Source organism: Streptomyces sp. NPDC002730, from assembly GCF_042888805.1.
GTDB lineage: Bacteria > Actinomycetota > Actinomycetes > Streptomycetales > Streptomycetaceae > Streptomyces.
This window is the reverse complement of record NZ_JBIAQG010000002.1, coordinates 274,517-293,573: the sequence shown is the minus strand read 5'-3', so window position 1 is coordinate 293,573 and position 19,057 is coordinate 274,517. Positions and strand designations below refer to the sequence as shown.

The window sequence follows — 19,057 nt, the reverse complement described above, 5'->3', positions numbered from 1 at the left end:
GCTGCGTACCGGGCTCGTCAGCCCGGGGGAACGACCGGTTACGGCAGGGGCAGCGCCACCTTGACCGCGTACACCGCGACGAGGCCGTATCCGATCCGGAAGGTCCAGGCGCGGGCCGTGTCCGAGATCCGCGCGCCCGCGAGGCCGCTCGCCGCCACCAGTAGCTGCTGCCACACCATCGAGGCGACGAACACCCCGCCCACGAAGACCAGCCCGGCCCCGCCGTCGCTGAGATCCGCGCCCTGAGCGGTGGTCAGGGCGGCGAAGTACAACGCGGTGGTGGGGTTGAGCAGAGTGAGCGCGGCGAACCGGGTGAACGTACGCACCGGCCCGGCGCCGCCCGTGCTCTCTCCCGGCGTGGCGGGCCCGGTGGCCCGTGAGGCGAGCAGCCCCCGCACCGCGATCACCGCCAGCACCGTGGCCGACACCAGCCTGACCCAGGCCTCCACGCCGGAGAGCGCAGAGGCGACCAGCGGGCCGAGCGCGGTCGCCACGGCTGCGTAGGTGAAGTCGACGACCGCCACCGCGGCGGCCGCGGCCACCGCACCCCGGCGGTCGCGCATGCCCTCCTGGATGAGCAGCACGCCCATCGCCCCCACGGGCATCGCCACCCCCAGACCGGCTGCCGCGCCCGCCATCGCCGTCGTCCACATCTCGCTCATGCCGCACACCCTCACGCCCTGCCTGTGGTCCGCGCGGCCGAATTCCGGTCCGTACTGCGACAATCGCGGTATGGACCGACTGGACAGCGAAATCCTCGGCATCCTGCAGGAGGATGCGCGGATCTCCTACCGTGATCTGGGGGTACGGGTCGGGCTGAGCGCCAACGCCGCCGCCGACCGGGTACGTCGCATGCGCCGCGAGGGCGTGATCCGGGGCTTCACGACGCTGGTCGACCCGGCCGCCGACACCCGCGCGGGCCTGATCGTCTTCATCGATGTCACGCTCCGCCTGGACACCACCAACGAGGACTTCGAGAAGGCCGTGCTCAAGCTTCCGGGCATCACCGAAGTCGTCCATGTGACGGGCGAGCACGACTATCTCCTGCGAGCCCGAGCCGCCGATCCGCCCGCCTTGGACGGCCTGCTGCGGCGGCTCAAGCGCGAGGCGGGCGTCGCCCAGTCCAGTACCCGGATCGCGCTGAGGTCCGCCCGCTAGCGCGGCAGCCCGCTGATCCGGCCGCGCTCGGGGTCGGTGACCCCGAGCACGCCGTACAGCCGGGCGCCGGTTCCGTACCGCTCGAGCCACGGCTCGAGCCACCGAGCACGCCGGCGCTCACGGCACCGCTCACACCACGGCTCAAGCCACCGCTCACGCCCGCCGTCAGCCGGCTTCGCCCAGCGGATCGAGAACTGTCGGCCGGATCTTGCCCTCCATCATCGCGCCGAGGCCGAGGACGGCGCAGATGTCGGGCCGTTCGGCGATGCCCACCGGCATCCCGGTCGCATCGCGCAGCATCTGGTCCAGGCCCGGCAGCAGCGCGCTGCCGCCGACCATCATGATTCCACGGTCGGCGAGATCGGCGACCAGGTCCGGCGGGCAGTCGCGCAGCACCTTGCCGATGCCGTCGAGCACAGAGGTGAGCGGAGTGTGGATGGCGTCCCGTACGGCGGCGGTGTCGACCTTCACCGAGCGGGCGAGGCCGGTGGCCACGTCCCGGCCGTGGATCTCCGTCGACGCGGGCCCATGGGTGTTCAGGCCGTTGCCGTGCAGGGCCAGTTGGAGAGGCCGGACCGACTGGCTGGGCAGCATCAGTTCGTGCTGGTGGCGCAGGTGCTGGATCACCGCGTGGTCGATGGCGTTACCGCCCACCGGGATCCGCTCGGCGGTCACGATCGCGCCCAGCGAGAGCACCGCGACCTGCGTGGTCGCCGCCCCGCACACCATGATCATGGTCGCGGTGGGCTCCTCCACGGGCAGCCCGCAGCCGACGGCCGCGGCGATCAGGGTGTCGACCAGCTCGACGTGGCGGGCGCCGAGGCCCACCAGGGTCTCGACGGCGGCGCGCTGCGCGAGCGGGTCACTGTCGTGCGGGGTGCAGGCGGCGGCGCGCAGCCGCGGCTTGCGGCGCAGCTGGCGGCTGAGCTTCTCCCCGAGGAGATGACGGAGCATCCGCTGGGCCATGTCGATGTCGACGACGGTGCCGCCGGAGACAGGGCGGGCGACGCGGATGTAGTCGGGCGTACGGCCCGTCATCTTTTCGGCGAGTGCGCCGACGGCGATCAGCGCTCCGGTGCGGGTGTTCACGGCGGCGACGCTCGGCTCGTCGACGACGAGCCCGGCCCCCTTCACGAACACCCGAGTCCTCGCTGCCCCCAGGTCGACGGCGACATGGCAACGGCGCAACTGTTCAAGGCTGACGGTCACAGCGGATCCTCCCGAGTGCGGTACTTGTTCGCATCGTGCGATCGCCGCGAGCGGTGCGCGCGCTGGGTGAGCCGGTCGGGGGTACGGAACTGACGCACCGCCAGATCCGTTCAGCCGATCGGCCTCAGCCCACCGTCAGCCGCTGCAACAAACCCCAGGTGAACTCCGCGACGCATGCCTCGCCGCCGGGCAGGGTGAACGCCAGCCGCGATCTGGTCGGTGCCGACCCCTCCATCGGCCTCGCCGGGGGGAAGGCTCTGGCCACCTCGTCCACCGTGCACGACCAGGGCCGCAGATCCTCCGCCGTACGCAGTTGGGGTGCCGCCGCCCCCGGCGCGCGTACCAGCCACTCGTTCCACACCGCTCCGTCGTCCGTGGCCAGCACCTCGAAGCGCAGATCGGGCCAGAGCGGTACGGGCCACAGCAGCGCGTCGCACTCCAGGTCGCCGATCCGCCGCCGTACGATCCGTTCCGGCGCACCGAGCACCGAGCGGTAGCGTGCGAGCGCGCCGCGCTTTCTCGGGGAGCGGACCATCGCCTGCCAGCGGCGGTTGGCCTCACGCATCTCGGCGAGCGAGGCGCCCAGTTCGCGGCGGGCGTCCTCGACGAGCCCCGGTTGGTGGTCGGCCATTCGGCGGAACAGTACGAGTTGGAAGTCGCGCGGCCCGAATGGTGCGGCAGTGGTCATGCCCGACATCCTGCCCCGTCGGCAACGGCGGGCCACAGTCGTCCCCGGCCGAGCTGCCGCGCCGCGGAAGTGGGGATTCCACACAGGATCCTCACATGGCCATCCACCTCTGGTGCCACCGCGCCGCATAATCTGCGGGCGCCATGGATTACTGCAACCAGTGTCGACGGCACCTCAACGGGGCCCTGGCCTGCGCCGGATGCGGTACGCCCGTCGAGGAGCTCAGGCGTCACCACCCCAGCGTGCCCGCGGCGGAGAACCACGTCTACGAACTGGACGAGGTGTCCGAGCCCGTGGGTCATCGGCGTGCGCGCCGGCAGGCTCCACCGCGCCGCAAAGCCGCAGGCGCACGCCGAGCGCGCAAGCGGCGTGGCCGCAAGGTGCTGCTCGGTACGGTCGGCCTGGTGCTGGCGGCAGGTGCGCTGAGTCTGGCGGAGCTGGCCATCGAGGACCCGGGCGACGACGGTGCCGCCACCGCCGTGAAGGAAGACACGAGCGCCGAGACGGAGCCCGCACCGGAGCCCACGGACGCCGATGTGACCCCCGAGGGTCCGGATCCGGTGACGGAACCGGCCGTGTCCACGTCCACTGCGGTACGTCCCACGGGAACAGGGTCCGGCACGGGTACCGGCAGCGGCGATGGCAGCGGCGGTGGCGGAAAGCCGGCCGCGAGCAGCCGGGCGGGCGGCCAGGCGTCGCCCTCGGCCTCCGCCGATCAGCCCTCCAGCAGTGCGCAGCCCTCGTCCTCCGGGCAGCCGAGCGCCTCGCCCTCGGCCGGCGAATCCACACAGCCTCCGGCCGACCCGCCGCCGGACCCGACCCCGACGCAGACCTGCGACCGCTTCCTCTGGTGGTGCCTGTAGGAGCCCTGCCCAGGGCGCGGCGAGGGTTTACTCGCCCAGCATCCGCTTGAGCAGGTCCCGCAGGACCGTCCGCTCCTCGTCGGAGAGCTTCGCCAGCGGCTCGCGGGAGAAGCTCAGCGATTCCCGCAGTCTGCGCGCGGTGTCCCTGCCGTCCTCGGTCGGGGCGGCGAGCTTGACCCTGCGGTCGTTCGGATCGGGGCGTCGCTCCACCAGTCCACGGGCCTCGAGCCGGTCGATGATGCCGGTGACGTTCGACGGCTCGCACTTCAGCTTCTGCGCGATATGGCGCATCGGCGTCGGCTCCACGGTCAGCAGTCCCAGCACCCGGGCCTGCGCCCCCGTGAGTGAGTGCGTGGCCGCGGCCTGCTCGTACTCCGTGTAGTAACGGGCCACGACGCTGCCGATGAGCTCGACGACCTCGACGGTCAGGGGATCAGTTCGTGGAGTGGCCATGGGCACCAGGATACCCAGTTACTTGACAACATGAAATATCCAGGAGCATGGTTCTTTCAGAAGGTGAAGCTTTTTCTAGGAGGAACGCAGCATGTCCGCACTTCCCGCATCCGGCCGTGAATGGCACCTTGTCGCCCGCCCGCACGGCTGGCCCAAGGCGGAGGACTTCGCTCTGCGTGAGACTCCGGTGACCGCGCCGGGCGAGGGGCAGATCCTCGTACGCAATCTGCACTTCTCGGTCGACCCGTACATGCGCGGCCGGATGAACGACGTGAAGTCCTACGTCCCGCCGTTCAAGCTCGACCACCCGATGGACGGCGGCGCCGTCGGCGAGGTCATCGCCTCGAAGGCCGAGGGCTTCGCGGTCGGCGACCATGTTCTGCACGGCCTCGGCTGGCGCGAGTACGCCACGGTGAACGCCAAGCACGCCACCAAGGTCGACGCCTCGCTCGCCCCGCTCTCCGCCTACCTCGGCGTCCTCGGTATGACGGGCCTCACCGCCTACGCCGGACTCTTCGAGGTCGCCTCCTTCAAGGAGGGCGACGCGGTCTTCGTCTCCGGCGCGGCCGGCGCCGTCGGCAGCCAGGTCGGCCAGATGGCCAAGCTCAAGGGCGCTTCCCGCGTCATCGGTTCGGCGGGCTCGGACGAGAAGGTCAAGCTCCTCGTCGAGGAGTACGGCTTCGACGCCGCCTTCAACTACAAGAACGGCCCCGTCGGCGAGCAGCTGAAGGAAGCCGCCCCCGACGGCATCGACGTCTACTTCGACAACGTCGGCGGCGACCACCTCGAGGCCGCGATCTCCTCGCTCAACGTGCACGGCCGGGCGACCATCTGCGGCATGATCGCGCAGTACAACAACACCGAGGCGACCCCCGGCCCGCGCAACATGCCGATGATCATCGGCAAGCGACTGCGCCTGCAGGGCGTCCTCGTGGGCGACCACGCCGCCCTCCAGCCGCAGTTCGTCCAGGAGGTCGCCGGCTGGATCGCCTCCGGTGAGCTCAAGTACAACGAGACGGCTGTCGAGGGCATCGAGAACGGCTTCGACGCCTTCCTCGGCCTCCTCCGTGGTGAGAACACCGGCAAGATGATCGTTTCGCTCACCCGTTAGGCTCATCGCCAGACCGCCGCGATCCGTGGGCGCGAGTCGCGGCGACACCTCAGGAGGAACCTTCCGCATGTCCATCCAGAACATAGACGTCCTCTACACCGCCGTTGCCACCGCGGAGAACGGCAGGGACGGCCGTGTCGCCTCCCACGACGGCAACCTCGACGTGGTCGTCAACCCGCCCAAGGAGCTGGGCGGCAGCGGCGCCGGCACCAACCCGGAGCAGCTGTTCGCGGCCGGCTACAGCGCCTGCTTCCAGGGCGCGCTCGGTGTCGTCGCCCGCCAGGAGAAGGCCGACATCTCGGGCTCCACCGTGACCGCTTCGGTCGGCATCGGCAAGAACGAGGCCGGCGGCTTCGGCCTGGAGGTCGCGATCACCGCCTCCATCCCGAACGTCGACGAGGCCACCGCCCGGGCGCTGGTGGAGAAGGCGCACCAGGTGTGCCCGTACTCCAACGCCACCCGCGGCAACATCAAGGTCGAGCTCGCCGTCGCCTGACAACGGCACAGCTGAAGACCGAGGGCCCCACTCCCGCGCGGGAGTGGGGCCCTCGGCCGTATCACCGGGTCACTTCGCCGCCGCTACAGCAGCAGCGCCCGGCCGATCTGCGCGAAGACACCCTTGGGATGGTCGCGGAACAGCGGCTCGGTGCCGAACAGCACGACCGGGGCGCCCGCCTTCGCCGTGCCGCTGACGATCGACGCCTTGCCAGCCGCGTCCTTCGGTCCGCCCGTACCGTCTTCCAACGACCGCCAGTGGCCCGCGACGAGCGGGTTCCCGGAGCCGTACGACTGCTCGACGCGTACACCCGGGCCGAGGTCGGTGAACCAGCGCGGGGAGTACACGAAGCTGTGCGCGGGCGCGCCGCCGGTGACCGGGCTGCCGGCCGCATTGGCCACCCGGACCACGCCGTTCGCGTCCCCGTTGCCCGCCACCGGCTTGGCTGCGAGCAGCCCCGCCTCGGTGTTGAAGGCCGCGCCGTCCGCACCGAGAGCGACCACGGCGCCGCCGCCCGCGAGGAAGGCGTTCAGCGCGCCGCGGGCGGCCGGGTTCAGCTTCCCGTACTCCAGACCGCTGGACACATACAGGACATCCGCCTTCGACCAGTCATAGCCCGCGTTCAGCACGGCCGTTGAGACCGGCTGGGTCTCGAAGCCCATCTCGCGCAGCGCGAACAGCTCACCGGGGGTCACGGCCGCGGCCACCCTGGTCCGGTGCAGCTGGGCTTTGCCCTTCTCCTTGGTGGCCGAGAAGGCGACCCCGTGACGGTCGGCGAGTACGGCCGCCGCACGACGGGCCGAGCCGGGCACGATCGCCGAACCGTCCGCCGCGCGCCGCACCGACACGCCCTGCGCGAGCAGCGAGTTGAGAGCGGCGAGCTCCTTCGGGTCGTCGAGCCGCAGCCGCAGATCCCCGAACGGAGCGACATATCCGGTCGGCGACGCGGCATGGACCGTACGCCCCACCACATGCAGCCCACCGGCGGCGACCTTGTCCACACTCGCGCCCCACAGCAGCCCCAGGCTCCAGCCCGAGATGTCGTACATCGTGGAGACGTCCGCGCTGATGTCCCGGCCCGCGGCCAGGATCACATTGGCGATGCCGCGCTTGGGCTGGCGCATGTCGACGACGTACGAACCTGCCGGATAACCGCGGCCCGCCAGCCGGAACGGCAGGATCGCCCGCTCCACCCGTACGTCATTGGCGACCAGATGGTCCACCAGCCGGGCCGCCGCGGTCGCCGACCTCTGCCCGCGTCCCGACGGAATCACATACGCCCGCGGGAAGGTCGTGGTGTACACGTCCTCGGGCCCGATGCCCGGCACCCCGGGCACGGTCTTCTCCGACACCGGCCGCTGCGCCTCGCCCGTCGCGCCGCGCCGGAACGTCTCGATCTGGTCGGCGATCACCGAAGCCCGGTGTGTACGTGTGTAGTCGAGGGTCGCGCGCATGGCCGCGCCCGCGATGTCCTTGTTGATCCCGGCCCGGCGGCGCAGCTCGGTGACCGGGAGGGTGTCGTACTCCTCGTTGTTGACCGCCATCGGGAACTCGATGGTGTGCGCGGCGATCGCGCCCTGGAAGGGCATGTACTGCGGGGTGAAGATCGGCGGCCAGTCGTCCCAGCCCTCCTTCTGGTCCCGGAAGGGGATGACGGCGGGCTCGACGCCGTCCTTCGCCGGGGTGTAGCCGAGCCCGTTGACGGCCTTCTCCATGCCCAGCGCGTTCGCATAGGCGTTCTTCAGGAAGAGGTCGTACTCGTAGTTCTCGCCGTGCGGCGGAGTCGTCGGCTCGATCAGCGTGCCGTTGACGTACCCGTGCAGATCGAGCATGACGGCCGGCTGCTTGTCGATGGCGATCTGCCGGATGGCGCGTGCCTCGGGCTGGGAGCCGGTGATGAAGTCCCGGTTGAGGTCGAAGCCGTTGGCGTTGACGCGGGTCCCGGCGATCCGGCCGTCCGGGTTGGCCGTCACATTGAGGTAGATCCGGTTCTTGGCGAGCAGCTCGGCGGTCGTGCCGTCCTTGGCTTTCGCCAGGTCCTCGATGAGCTTCAGGGCGGCGTCCGTGCCCTCCCACTCATTGCCGTGGATGTTGTTGTTGATGAAGACGGGTGTTTTGTACGAGGACTTGACCCGCTTGTCCTTGGCGGCGGCCGAGGGCGAGTTCTCGATCAGCTCCCGCATCCGCTCCTGCTCACGGGCCTGGTGGGAGTTCTCGGGCGCGGTGACGGTGACGAGATACAGCTGGTGCCCGCCGGCCGACCGCCCGGCGACCTCGACGCTCACCCGGTCGCCGAGCTTCTGCAGGGCGTTCAGCCGAGGGGCGAGCGAGTGGTACGGCGCGAGGCCCAGCTTGATCGACTTGTCGGCCGGGTTCGCGGGCGGTGTGTCCAGGACGGTTCTGCGGGGATATCCGCCGCTCTTCGCGAGCTCGGGGGCTGCGGTCCCCAGCGCCCTGGCGGCGGCCGAGAGCGGAGCCTTCGCGACTGCGGTGTCGCGCCCGCCCCCTTCGCGTACGGGATGCGGGCCGTCGCGACCGGGTGCGGCGGTCGCCGCGCCGGGCGCGAGAAGCACCGCCCCGGCGAGGACGGCGGTGGCGATCAGGACGGGACGTGACAGGCCCATGCGTACGTGCCTCCGGAGTGTGGGGATCGATCGGCACAACGATCAATACGCAGGGGTCTACCGGTTCAACTGCCGAACAACAAGGGGGGCTTGAATGTGACACCCGGTTCGGCGTCCGGCCCAACCCGTGGTTCGCAGGCGCGGAAAGGGACTCGTGGGAACTCGTGAGAACTCATAAGACCCCTCCGCCGTCCTCCCCGGAATGCCGATTCCGGCCCCCGATAAGGTGGGCGTATGCGTGATTTCGGGGTGGGCTTCGGCTACTTGATCAAAGGCCAACGCTGGGTCGGCGGGCACGGCCGGTGGTTCGGCTTCGGGCTGCTGCCCGGCCTGGTGACGCTGGTGCTGTACACGGCCGCGCTCGTCTCTCTCGCCTACGGCGCGGACGATCTGACCGCCTGGGCGACGCCGTTCGCCGACGACTGGACCTCGCCCTGGCAGGGCCTGTTCCGTGGCTTCTTCACCGCGCTGGTCTTCGTCTTCGGGCTGTTCCTCGCGGTGATCACCTTCACCGCGGTGGCGCTGCTGGTCGGCCAGCCCTTCTACGAGTCCCTGTCCGAGCAGGTCGACCGCAGCGAGGGCGGCGACGTCCCCGAGTCCGGGCTGCCGCTCTGGCGGGAGCTGTGGATCTCCGCGCGCGATTCGCTGCGGGTCGTGGCGCGGGTGGTGCTATACGGAGTGCTGCTCTTCGCACTCGGCTTCATCCCGGTCGTCGGCCAGACCGTGGTCCCGGCGATCGGCTTCTGCGTCTCGGGCTTCTTCCTCGCGGAGGAGCTCACGGCGGTGGCGCTCCAGCGGCGCGGCGTCGAGCTGAAGGAGCGCCTGGCGCTGCTGCGGGGCCGCCGGATGCTCACTCTCGGCTTCGGCGTGCCGCTGGCCCTGGCCTTCCTCGTGCCGTTCGTGGCGGTGTTCCTGATGCCGGGCGCGGTGGCGGGCGCGACGCTGATGGTGCGTGATCTGGAGGCGCCGTCGGAGCCGTCGGAGCCGTCGGACCCGCCGGTGACCGCGAACCCGGCCCCGGCCCCGGCGCCGTACAGCTTCAGCAAGGACTAGAAACGACCGGAAACGACCGGCAACGACTGGAGGGGAAGGTCCGCGACCGCGAGTTCGAGTGCCGTTGTGCCCGCCGTGGCGAGCACCGCACCGTCCGGGCCCCAGACGGTGCTGCGGCCGCAGCAGTCGCCGGCGTCGCTGGGCCCCACGGGGTTGGCGAGGACCACATACAGGCCGTTGTCCCTGGCACGGACCGGATAGACCGCCTCGAAGGAGTCGTTCTCCGCATCGAGCGCCGAACTTGCCACATACACCTGGCAATTGTCGGCACGTGCCCGCTCGGCGAGCTCCGGGAAGCGATTGTCGTAGCAGATCGCCAGCGCGAACCGGATGCCGTCGAGCGTGAATCGGCCGTCCGCCGTGCCTGCCGTGAAGACATCGAGCTCGACCCCGTGCAGATGCCGCTTGTCGTAGCGGGTGAGCAGCTCGCCGTCCGGGCCTATGACGACCGAGGCGATGGTGGGCCGCCCGCCGTCGGTGCGGGCCGCGCAGTTGACCACCGCGGCCGTGCGGGTCGTGCGGCAGGCGTCCCTGACGGGCTCGAGACGCGGGTCGTCCTCGGCCACCCACAGGTCCGGGTCCTTGGCGATCGGCTCCAGCTCGTACCCCGTCAGAGCCAGCTCGGGGAAGACGACGAGCCGGGCGCCCTGCGCGGACGCCGAGTGGACCAGGCCGTGCATCGACTGGACATTGGCATCGATATCGCCCGGTACGGGCGTGAATTGCGCTGCAGCGACGATCATGCGGTCCATCATCGCTGTCTCACCATCCGGGAGGAAAGCCGAATTCGATTGATCACGAGTACGGCGCTGGCGAGCATCGGCGCATGACCGAACTGATCGCCGTCGCCGTCATCACCGTCCTCGCCGTCATCAGCCCGGGCGCCGACTTCGCGATGGTCGTCCGCAACAGCTATCTCTACGGCCGTACGACAGGGCTGCTGGCAGCGGCCGGTGTCGCCGCGGGTGTCCTCGTCCATGTCACGTACACGATGCTCGGGGTCGGCCTGCTGATCGCCTCGTCGACCGCGCTGTTCACCGCGATCAAGCTGGTCGGCGCGGCGTACCTCGTCTATATCGGCGTCCGCACCTTCATCGCCCGCGCCGACCTCGCCGTCGATCTGGAGTCGAAGCCGGAACTGACCCGGCTGGGCGCGCTCCGCACCGGCTTCCTCACCAATGCGCTCAACCCGAAGACGACGCTCTTCGTGGTCTCCACGTTCACCCAGGTCGTGGGCCCGGGAACGGCGGTGTGGCAGCAGGCGGGCTACGGGCTGTTCATGTCCCTCGCCCATCTCGGGTGGTTCGGTCTTGTCGCGCTGTTCTTCTCCAACTCCCGTCTGCGCACCGGCATGCTCAGGTGGCAGAAGGTCCTCAACCGCTCGATCGGTTCGGTGCTGGTCGGCTTGGGCGTCACGCTCGGACTCGCCCGCTGACCGCCGCGGCGATGCCGACCGCCGCGGCGATGCCGACCGCCGCGGCGATGTCGACCGCGGCGGCCCTGTCGACCGCCGCGGCATGTCGACCGCGGCGGCCGTGCCGAACTCCCTCAGCGCCTTCGGGCGGAAGCGCTCGCGCAGGTCAGCTCACATTGAGCGCCGTGTCGTCGATGACGAACGACGTCTGCAGCTGTGAGCCTTCCGTGCCGGTGAACTTGAGGGTGACGGTCTGCCCGGCGTATGCGCCGAGGTTGAAACTGCGCTGGGCGTAGCCGCTCGCGGCATTGAGGTTGGAGTACGTCGCGAGAGTGGACAGCACCGTGCCGCTGCTGTTCAGGACCTGGACCTTGAGGGTGTCGTAGGCCGTGCTCGTGGTGGTCTCGGCCGTGTCGATGTGCAGATGGAAGCTGAACGTGGCGGACAGGCAGCCGGACGGGACGGTCACCGACTGGGAGAGGGTGTCGGTGTGGGCGGAGCCGTAGCCGCTCAGCCAGGCCTTGTACGAGCCGGTACGGGCGGCCTCACCGCTGTCGGTGGTGATGACACCGGCGCTGGCCGACCAGGACGTACTGCCGGACTCGAAGCCGGGGTTGGCGATCAGCTGGGCGGCGGTGCAGGTGCCGCCTCCGCCACCTCCGCCGGTGCCGCCGGAGAGCCACTCGGTGGCGTTGAGGGCGAGCGCGGCGTTGGTGCCCGCGGTGTCGTTCCAGCCGTCGTAGAGGGTGTTGCCGGACTGGCCGGTGCCGTCGTCGATGGGTGAGCTGTCGCCCCAGACCGCGACCCGGCCGCTGCCGAAGGTGCTGGTGGCGAAGAAGGCGCCGGTGTTGCCGGAGTAACCGGTCCGGTAGACCAGGCCTTTGACGGCGGGGTTGTCGGCCGGCTTGAGCGTGACGGTCGTACCGCTGCGGATGATGCTGCCGGTGACCTTGCCGAAGGAGCCGTTGAGCACGGGGTTGGTGGAGTCGGTGATGGCCCTCGGATTGTCGGTGGAGACCGACAGCGTGTCGACGGAGAAGCCGAAGGGGTCTGTGCTGTCGACGCTGTTGTTGCTCATCAGGTCGTTGATGACCTCGACCGCGTCGTAGCCGTCGTTGTTGCGGTCGGCGCCGGTGTGGTCGGAGACCAGGAAGAGCCCGCCGCCGTTCTGTACGAACTTCATAACCGCGGTCTTCTCGGCGGCGCTGAGCAGGACGTTCGGCTCGGGCAGCACGAAGGTGTCGAAGTTCTGCAGGTCCAGCGCGGCGCTGGTGCCGTAGGTGATGGTGTTGCCCGAAGGCAACGTCTTCAGGGAATAGTTGCCGGTCTTCTGCAGCGCGACACCCCAGGCGGAGAGGGCGCCGGTCCAGTCGGTCTCGGCTGAGGGGGTCGCATCCTGCGCCAGCGGGTCGGGCTGGCTGGTGCCGATGATCCAGTCGGCGTTGCCGGCGGTCTCGGCCTTGCTGTTGTCGAAGAGGATCCGGTGCGGGGTGGCGGCGGCCGCCGTGGGGGCGGTGGCTGCCTGGACCGCGGTTCCGGCGATCAGGGCGGCGATCAGGGCCAGGGCGCTGGTGAATCCGCGTCTGTATCTTCTGGGGCTTCTGGATCCGAGCATCCGGCATACCTCCATGAGGGGTGGGGGAGAGGCGGTGCGGGCGCCGATTCTGCGCGCGTAGAACAGCGACTGGCGGAAAACTGGGCAACGCGCGCTTGAACGGTACAAGGCAGGCTTGGGCCCGGCAACGGTCGTGCGGGACGGTGAGCCCGTCGGCGGCGGCCACCTCAACGGCGGGTGGGGAGACTGCCGTTGGCGCCCCGGCCGGTCAGCCTTACCTGCCGCGGCGCGGCTCGAGGCTGCCGCCCGCGGGGCGGCTTCCGCCGGGTGAGACGCAGCCGCGGGTGCCGCGGCGGACGCGCCGTCTTCGCGGGTGGACGCGCAACCTGTCGCCGTCGGGGTCCGGCCCCCGCCTCCGCCTGGGTGAGGCGTGCCGGGGGGCTGGGTTGCTGCTCGGCGGGCGCGGCGTCTTCGCGGGGCGGCGCGAGGCCGCCTGCGTCGGGTCTGGGGCCTGCTTCCGCCCGTGGGTTGAGCGCGCCGGGGGGCTGGGTTGCTGCTCGGCGGGTGCGGCGTCTTTCGCGGGGCGGCGCGAGGCCGCCTGCGTCGGGTCTGGGGCCTGCTTCCGTCCGTGCGTTGAGCGCGCCGGGGGCGGGTCGGCCGCCGCCCCGGCGGGGTGCGGCGCAGCCGTGGGTGCCGGGGTTGCCCCGGCGGGGGCGGCGTCTTCGGGGGGCGGCGTGCAGGCCCTCCGGGGCTGGGGCCCGCCCCCGCCTGTGGGTTGAGCGCGGCGCGAGGCCGCCGCCCTCGGCGCCTTGGGTGCGGCTCGCCGAAGGGAGGCGGCCCGGACCCGTCAGCCCGTCGTTTCCGCCGTCACGCGGATGATCGACCGGACCTGCTCAATGATGTCCAGCCTGTTCTGCACGAACTCAGGGTCCGTGATCTCCGTCGTGTTGCCCGACCCGAACTGCAGCACCGGCGTGTGCACATGGCCGCCCGGGATGGTGAGCCCCAGCCGGTCCCGCAGCAGCGTCGCGCGGTACGCGATCTCGTTCGAGAGGTAGTTGCCGCCACCGCCCGCGCGCGCCGTAGAGCCCGGCGTCGGGCCGTCGGGGCGTACCACCGGCGCTGTCTCGCCCGCCGGGATCTCCGTCACCGACGTATTGTCGAGCACCGGGAAGCGCCCGGTGTTCGCCGCCACGATCGCCGCGTACGGAAGCGTGGTCGTCGTCCATTGCGGCTGCGACGGCGGGTCGCCGACCGGCACCGTCTCCAGACGCGAGAGGTTCTCGTTGTCCGGGAACCCGCCCCGCCACGCGCCGTTGGTGCGTTCGATGTCGAAGCGGCCCACCCGGCCCTGGCTCACCGTGGTGAACAGATCCGCCATCGGGAGCTGCGGGCGCAGCGTCCGCTCGACCGTGCCGTCCGCGAAGTCCTGCCAGCGGACCGGGAAGACGGCCGTCTCGATCCGGGCGAACCCGTCGGCCGTACGGATCCACGTCCCGTCCAGCGCCAGCGCAGTCGCGCCGGACGGATTGCTGATGCGGATGTCGCGGTCCAGCGTGAACGGGTCGAAGCCCGTCATCACAATGCGCTTGAAGCCCTTGCCCGCCGGGAGGTTCATCGAGTCCTGGCCGCGCGAGGAGCGCTCCAGACGGTCCAGCAGCTTCGCCCGCTGCGCGTCCGAGAGCCCGAACTCCGGCTGCCACTGCCGCAGTTCACGCGTCATCCCGAGCCGCGCCCAGTACAGCGGCCGGTCGTCGTCGCGGCTCAGATCGCCGCGCGCGGGGCCGCGTCCCTGCGCCCGGTCCACGGCGCGGTCCCACAGCCGGGATCCCTGCCGTTCGACGGCCAGCTCGGCCTGCCGGTACGACCTCGCACCCGCCAGCGCACCTATGAACTCCGGTGCCACGGCAGCGAATCCGCTGCGCCGCAGAATCTCCTGGGGGACGGCCTGGTCGAGCCGGGCTTCCTCGACGGAGCCCGGCTGTGCGGGAGCAGGCTGTGCGGGACCTGGCTGTGCCGGAGTCTGCTGGGCGGGAGCCTGCTGGGCGGCGGCGAGCGGTGAGCCGGCGAGGGTGAGGGTGACGACGGCGACGCCAACTACGTGCAGGCGGACGCGTATTCGGGACACGAGAATCCTTCCGTCGGGTGGCGGAAGTATCGCTTCATGGTCGCGGCCGTGGCTAGCGCGTCACTCCGGCCACACAGGCCGCACCAGAACCGGCCGAGGCCGTCGAGACCGCCTGTGCCGCCGACACCGCCCACGATCTGGCCGGCCGCCTTCGCGCCACGCTGGACGCCCAGGCGTAGCAGGCCGTACGGCGCGGGTGGCGGGCCCCTTGACACCGCTCCCGTGGGCCGTATGGCAAACTCCCCGCCGAAGCAGTCGGGTTCGGGGGAGGCACCACAGATGTATCCAGGTCAGCAGGGCCAGCCAGGCCAGCAGGGGCCGTACCAAGGACAGCCGGGGCCGTACCAGAGCCAGCCGGGCCCGTACCAAGGACAGCCGTATCCGCCGCAGCAGGGCGGCTACCCCCAGCAGGGCGGCTATCCGCAACAGCCGCCCCAGCCCTATCCGCAGCAGCAGGGCTACCCCCATCAGCCGTACGCACCCCAACAGCCCTACCAGCCGCACCCGCAGCAGCCCCAACACCCCCAGCCGCCCCAGCAGCGGCTCGCCGATGCCCGTATGCGCATCGACCCGAACCTCAACCCGGACCAGCGCGACCTGGTCATCCGCATCCAGAACTCCACCAAGGTCTTCGCCTTCGCCCTCGTCCCCGGCATCCTGCTCACCTTCGGCGGAATCCACTACGGCATCTCCGAGGCCCCGCTCGGCTTCGCAGCCGCCCTGGCCGGACTCGCCGCGCTCGCCGGCGCGGTGTTCATGTACCTCAAGCTGATGGGCCTTCGGGGCGAACTGCGCCGGATCATGCCGGACGCCTGGCGTTCCCCGGTCGCCCACCTCGCGAGCGTCCGCAAGGCGGCGACCCTGGCCGCGTGGATCAACGGCCTGCTCGTACTGCTCTCCCTCGGCGGCGCCGGAACGCTGCTGGTCGCGGGCGCCGGCTGGGGCGCGTACGGCAACTCCTTCGGTTTCGCGGGCCTGATGCTCGCCACCGCACTGCCGCTCGGCCTCGGTCTCGCCACCGCGAGCACCATCCCACAGCTGCTGCGCTGCGTCCCCGCGGGCGCCAAGGTGGGCCGGTCGCTGTACTCGATCATCATGGTGCTCTGCGCGATCGGCGCGTTCCGCGCGGGCACGGGGGGTGCGTTCGTCCCGGCGGCCGTGGCCGGCGCGATCGCGCTGGTCAGCTTCGGAGCCGTGACCCTGCTGAGCCGCTGCGCCAAACGGATGGCAGGCGAGGCGCTCTAGGGTTGCGGCTCCGGACCCCGGTTCAGGCCCGCGGCGGCTGCGCGGCGGTCACATTGCGGTACGCGATCTCCGCGAGCCGCTCCTGTCCGTTCCTGCTGGGGTGGAACCAGTCCCAGCGGCTCAACTGCTCGCCGCTGAACCGGTACTCGAAGACCGCCCCGCCGTCGTAGCGGCAGCGCAGATCCTTCGCGCAGACGTCCCGCAGCACCTGGTTGTACGCCACGACCCGCTCATGCACCATCGTCCGCCGCTGCTGGGCCTTCGGGCTCACATCGTCCGAGTTGCCGAGCATCGAGGCGCAGATTCCCAGCTTCCAGATCTGCCGGCCCAGCGGATTGCCGCGGCCGGTCGACCACAGCCGCATCAGGTCCGGCACGCTCGACACGTACACCTGCGCCTTCGGCGCGGTACGCCGTAGCTGTCCCATCGACGCCTTGAACGACGCCCGGAACTCGTCCACCGACGTCATCTTCTCCGCCGAGTCCCGGCAGGCGTCATTTGCGCCGACCATCACCGTCACCAATTCGGGCTTCTTCGCCGCCGCCAGCGCCATCTGTTCGGGCAGGTCACCGACATCGGCCCCGGAGCGCGCGTAGTTCCAGCTGCGCTCCGCGACGGCTGTCGGCTCGCCGATCAGCCGAAGCGCCAGACTGCGCACCTTGGTGTCCGTGCCGGTCGCCCAGGACACCTCCGGGCAGTCCGAGAAGACCACACAGGCGTCGAAACCACGGGTGATGGAGTCACCGACGGCGGCGATCGAATCGGGGCTGCGGTCCCAGACCGGGGTGGGGCGTGGGGACGGCCGCCGTTTGGCGGGCGCGCCGTTTCCTCTGGCATCCGACGAGGAGTCACATCCGGCCAGCGCGCCGGTCGCAAGGAGTAAAGCTGCCGTCAGGACTGCCGCGGCGCCGCGCGAGCGGCGTGTCCGACTGGTCTCCCGCATCCCCGGTTTCCCTCCGTATCACCGGCCCATGGCGTCTTGTCGAGTGAAAGCTTGGTGCGTACGGGCCCCTGGACCGACACTACGTCACCCCTTGGCCGCCTACTCACGGTAGCTTTTCCCCCGTCGACCCAGAGGCATCGTGCCCGTCGGCTCCGGTAAATTACATCACGTCACATACTGTCCCTTTTGTGGAGTTTGAGTCTCGATGCTGTTTACTGAGGCCGCTGGGAAGGCGATCCTCGTCCCACACTGGAGGTCCCGGTGACGACACGCGGCGTTCTGTACGTTCATTCCGCACCGCGCGCGCTGTGCCCGCACGTCGAATGGGCGGTCGCGGGTGTTCTTGGCGTGCGGGTCCAGCTCGACTGGATCCGGCAGCCGGCGTCGCCCGGTACCTGGAGATCCGAGTTCTCCTGGCGTGCCGAGGTGGGCACGGCCTCCAAACTCGCCTCCGCGCTGCGCGGCTGGCATCTCGTGCGCTTCGAAGTGACCGCGGAGCCCTGCCCCACGGCGGAGGGTGAGCGCTACAGCGCCACGCCCGACCTCGGCATCTTTCACGCCGTCACCGGGATCCACGGTGACATCCTGATCCCCGAGGACCGGCTGCGCGCAGCGCTGGCCCGTTCGGCGCAGGGCGAGACGGATCTCGAGGCGGAGATCGCCAAGCTGCTCGGCAAGCCGTGGGACGACGAGCTGGAGCCGTTCCGGTACGCGGGCGAGGGCGCGCCGGTCCGCTGGCTGCACCAGGTCGTCTGACGGACGTACGGGAAAGGGCCCCCACCATGCGGTGGGGGCCCTTTCCCGTACGTACGAGAGGTTACGTACGAAAAGTACGGAGACTCAGACGGTCCGGAAGGCGAGGACCACGTTGTGGCCGCCGAAGCCGAACGAGTTGTTGATCGCGGCGATCGTGCCCTCGGGGAGCTTGCGGGGCTCGCCGCGCACGATGTCCGCGTCCACGGCCTCGTCGAGATCGTCGATGTTGATGGTCGGCGGAGCCGTGCGGTGGTACAGCGCGAGGACCGTCGCGACGGTCTCGATGCCGCCCGCGCCGCCCAGCAGATGGCCGGTCATCGACTTCGTGGCGGAGACCGCGACATGGTCGAGCTCGTCGCCCAGGACCTTGCGCAGGGCCTTGATCTCGGCGATGTCGCCCTGCGGCGTCGACGTGGCGTGCGCGTTGAGGTGCACGACCTCGGACGGCTTGAGGTCCGTCGCGTCCAGCAGGTTCTGCATCGCGGTGGCGATGCCGCGGCCGGTCGGCTCGGGCTGGGCGATGTGGTGGCTGTCCGCGGACAGGCCCTGGCCCAGCACCTCGCAGTAGACCTTCGCGCCACGCTTGGCGGCGTGCTCGGCCGACTCCAGGATGACGACACCCGCGCCCTCGCCGAGGACGAAGCCGTCACGGGCCTTGTCGTACGGGCGAGAGGCCTTCTCGGGCTCGTCGTTGTTCTTGGACATCGCCATCATGTTGGCGAACGCCGCGATGGGCAGCGGGTGGATCGCCGCCTCCGTGCCGCCGGCGACGACCACGTCGGCGCGGCCGGTACGGATCATCTCGACGGCGTAGCCGATCGCTTCGGCGCCCGACGCGCACGCGGAGACCGGGGTGTGCACGCCCGCCTGGGCGTTCACCTCCAGGCCGACGTTGGCGGAGGGGCCGTTCGGCATGAGCATGGGGACGGTGTGCGGGGAGACGCGGCGTACGCCCTTCTCCTTGAGCACGTCGTACTGGTCGAGCAGAGTCGTTACGCCTCCGATGCCGGAGGCGATGACCGTACCCAGCCGCTCGGGCTGGACCTTGTCGTCCTCACCGGCCGGAGCGGTGTAGCCGGCGTCGGCCCAGGCTTCGCGGGCCGCGATCAGCGCGAACTGCGCCGAGCGGTCCAGCTTGCGGGCCAGCGGGCGCGGCAGAACCTCGCCAGGGTCGACCGCGGCGAGCGCGGCGATACGGACCGGGAGGTCGGCGAAGCGTTCGCCCTCGAGGGCTTTGATGCCGGAACGCCCGGCAAGCAGACCTTCCCAGGTCGATGCGCTGTCGCCACCCAACGGTGTGGTTGCGCCGATACCGGTGACGACCACGGTGCGATTGGTCGAGCTCACAGGAATTCTTTCTC

18 protein-coding genes are annotated in these 19,057 nt (G+C 70.6%); 8 read left to right on the top strand and 10 right to left on the bottom strand.

Going from position 1 to position 19,057, the window contains the following annotated elements; genetic code table 11:
* Positions 1-38: 38 nt before the first annotated feature.
* Positions 39-662 (bottom strand): LysE family transporter, encoded by a 624-nt coding sequence (locus ACFYXH_RS06245; protein WP_389560968.1) that lies wholly within the window; start codon positions 660-662, stop codon positions 39-41.
* A 70-nt stretch (positions 663-732) separates the two neighbouring features.
* Here ACFYXH_RS06245 and ACFYXH_RS06240 point away from each other — a divergent pair, with 70 nt between their 5' ends.
* On the top strand, positions 733-1,158 hold the full coding sequence (locus ACFYXH_RS06240) for an Lrp/AsnC family transcriptional regulator (protein ID WP_389560967.1): 426 nt from the start codon (positions 733-735) through the stop codon (positions 1,156-1,158).
* A 165-nt stretch (positions 1,159-1,323) separates the two neighbouring features.
* On the opposite strand, the gene ACFYXH_RS06235 is transcribed toward ACFYXH_RS06240, so the two are convergent.
* On the bottom strand, positions 1,324-2,367 hold the full coding sequence (locus ACFYXH_RS06235; RefSeq protein ID WP_362676219.1) for a rod shape-determining protein: 1,044 nt from the start codon (positions 2,365-2,367) through the stop codon (positions 1,324-1,326).
* A 124-nt stretch (positions 2,368-2,491) separates the two neighbouring features.
* On the bottom strand, positions 2,492-3,064 hold the full coding sequence (locus tag ACFYXH_RS06230; RefSeq protein WP_389560966.1) for a hypothetical protein: 573 nt from the start codon (positions 3,062-3,064) through the stop codon (positions 2,492-2,494).
* Positions 3,065-3,198: 134 nt separating this feature from the next.
* Here ACFYXH_RS06230 and ACFYXH_RS06225 point away from each other — a divergent pair, with 134 nt between their 5' ends.
* A complete protein-coding gene (locus tag ACFYXH_RS06225) occupies positions 3,199-3,918 on the top strand; it encodes a hypothetical protein (protein WP_389560965.1) in 720 nt (239 codons plus the stop codon).
* 27 nt (positions 3,919-3,945) lie between these two features.
* Here the strand turns inward: ACFYXH_RS06225 and ACFYXH_RS06220 are convergent, their stop codons facing one another.
* On the bottom strand, positions 3,946-4,371 hold the full coding sequence (locus tag ACFYXH_RS06220) for a MarR family winged helix-turn-helix transcriptional regulator (protein WP_389560964.1): 426 nt from the start codon (positions 4,369-4,371) through the stop codon (positions 3,946-3,948).
* A 91-nt stretch (positions 4,372-4,462) separates the two neighbouring features.
* Here ACFYXH_RS06220 and ACFYXH_RS06215 point away from each other — a divergent pair, with 91 nt between their 5' ends.
* A complete protein-coding gene (locus ACFYXH_RS06215; protein ID WP_389560963.1) occupies positions 4,463-5,482 on the top strand; it encodes an NADP-dependent oxidoreductase in 1,020 nt (339 codons plus the stop codon).
* 67 nt (positions 5,483-5,549) lie between these two features.
* Positions 5,550-5,978 (top strand): organic hydroperoxide resistance protein, encoded by a 429-nt coding sequence (locus ACFYXH_RS06210; RefSeq protein WP_327323374.1) that lies wholly within the window; start codon positions 5,550-5,552, stop codon positions 5,976-5,978.
* An 83-nt stretch (positions 5,979-6,061) separates the two neighbouring features.
* Here ACFYXH_RS06210 and ACFYXH_RS06205 read toward each other — a convergent pair whose 3' ends face one another.
* Entirely contained in the window at positions 6,062-8,602 is a 2,541-nt protein-coding gene (locus tag ACFYXH_RS06205) for a M14 family zinc carboxypeptidase (RefSeq protein WP_389560962.1), read from the bottom strand.
* 234 nt (positions 8,603-8,836) lie between these two features.
* Between ACFYXH_RS06205 and ACFYXH_RS06200 the strand changes: the two genes are divergently transcribed.
* Positions 8,837-9,655, top strand: a complete 819-nt coding sequence (locus ACFYXH_RS06200) for an EI24 domain-containing protein (RefSeq protein WP_389560961.1) — start codon at positions 8,837-8,839, stop codon at positions 9,653-9,655.
* Here ACFYXH_RS06200 and ACFYXH_RS06195 read toward each other — a convergent pair.
* Positions 9,652-10,398 (bottom strand): carbon-nitrogen hydrolase family protein, encoded by a 747-nt coding sequence (locus ACFYXH_RS06195; RefSeq protein WP_389560960.1) that lies wholly within the window; start codon positions 10,396-10,398, stop codon positions 9,652-9,654. The two genes, ACFYXH_RS06200 and ACFYXH_RS06195, sit on opposite strands and share 4 nt — an antisense overlap.
* An 83-nt stretch (positions 10,399-10,481) precedes the next feature.
* Here ACFYXH_RS06195 and ACFYXH_RS06190 point away from each other — a divergent pair, with 83 nt between their 5' ends.
* Complete coding sequence (locus ACFYXH_RS06190; protein ID WP_389560959.1) at positions 10,482-11,090, top strand: LysE family translocator; 609 nt, start codon at positions 10,482-10,484, stop codon at positions 11,088-11,090.
* 145 nt (positions 11,091-11,235) lie between these two features.
* Here the strand turns inward: ACFYXH_RS06190 and ACFYXH_RS06185 are convergent, their stop codons facing one another.
* Both ACFYXH_RS06185 and ACFYXH_RS06180 read right to left on the bottom strand, forming a co-directional pair.
* Positions 11,236-12,684: a hydrolase gene (locus ACFYXH_RS06185; protein ID WP_389560958.1), complete on the bottom strand. Its 1,449-nt coding sequence runs from the start codon at positions 12,682-12,684 to the stop codon at positions 11,236-11,238.
* Between the two features lie 787 nt (positions 12,685-13,471).
* On the bottom strand, positions 13,472-14,752 hold the full coding sequence (locus ACFYXH_RS06180; RefSeq protein ID WP_389560957.1) for a pyroglutamyl peptidase: 1,281 nt from the start codon (positions 14,750-14,752) through the stop codon (positions 13,472-13,474).
* 231 nt (positions 14,753-14,983) lie between these two features.
* Here ACFYXH_RS06180 and ACFYXH_RS06175 point away from each other — a divergent pair, with 231 nt between their 5' ends.
* Positions 14,984-15,997 carry a hypothetical protein gene (locus ACFYXH_RS06175; protein ID WP_389560956.1) on the top strand — a complete coding sequence of 338 codons (1,014 nt, stop codon included), beginning with the start codon at positions 14,984-14,986 and terminating at the stop codon, positions 15,995-15,997.
* A 22-nt stretch (positions 15,998-16,019) separates the two neighbouring features.
* On the opposite strand, the gene ACFYXH_RS06170 is transcribed toward ACFYXH_RS06175, so the two are convergent.
* A complete protein-coding gene (locus ACFYXH_RS06170) occupies positions 16,020-16,940 on the bottom strand; it encodes an SGNH/GDSL hydrolase family protein (protein WP_389560955.1) in 921 nt (306 codons plus the stop codon).
* Positions 16,941-17,201: 261 nt separating this feature from the next.
* Between ACFYXH_RS06170 and ACFYXH_RS06165 the strand changes: the two genes are divergently transcribed.
* The gene (locus ACFYXH_RS06165; RefSeq protein ID WP_327323367.1) at positions 17,202-17,696 is read left to right on the top strand and encodes a DUF3145 domain-containing protein; all 495 of its coding nucleotides are present in this window, start codon (positions 17,202-17,204) and stop codon (positions 17,694-17,696) included.
* 84 nt (positions 17,697-17,780) lie between these two features.
* On the opposite strand, the gene fabF is transcribed toward ACFYXH_RS06165, so the two are convergent.
* Positions 17,781-19,043 (bottom strand): beta-ketoacyl-ACP synthase II, encoded by a 1,263-nt coding sequence (gene fabF, locus ACFYXH_RS06160; RefSeq protein ID WP_389560954.1) that lies wholly within the window; start codon positions 19,041-19,043, stop codon positions 17,781-17,783.
* Between the last annotated feature and the right edge of the window lie 14 nt (positions 19,044-19,057).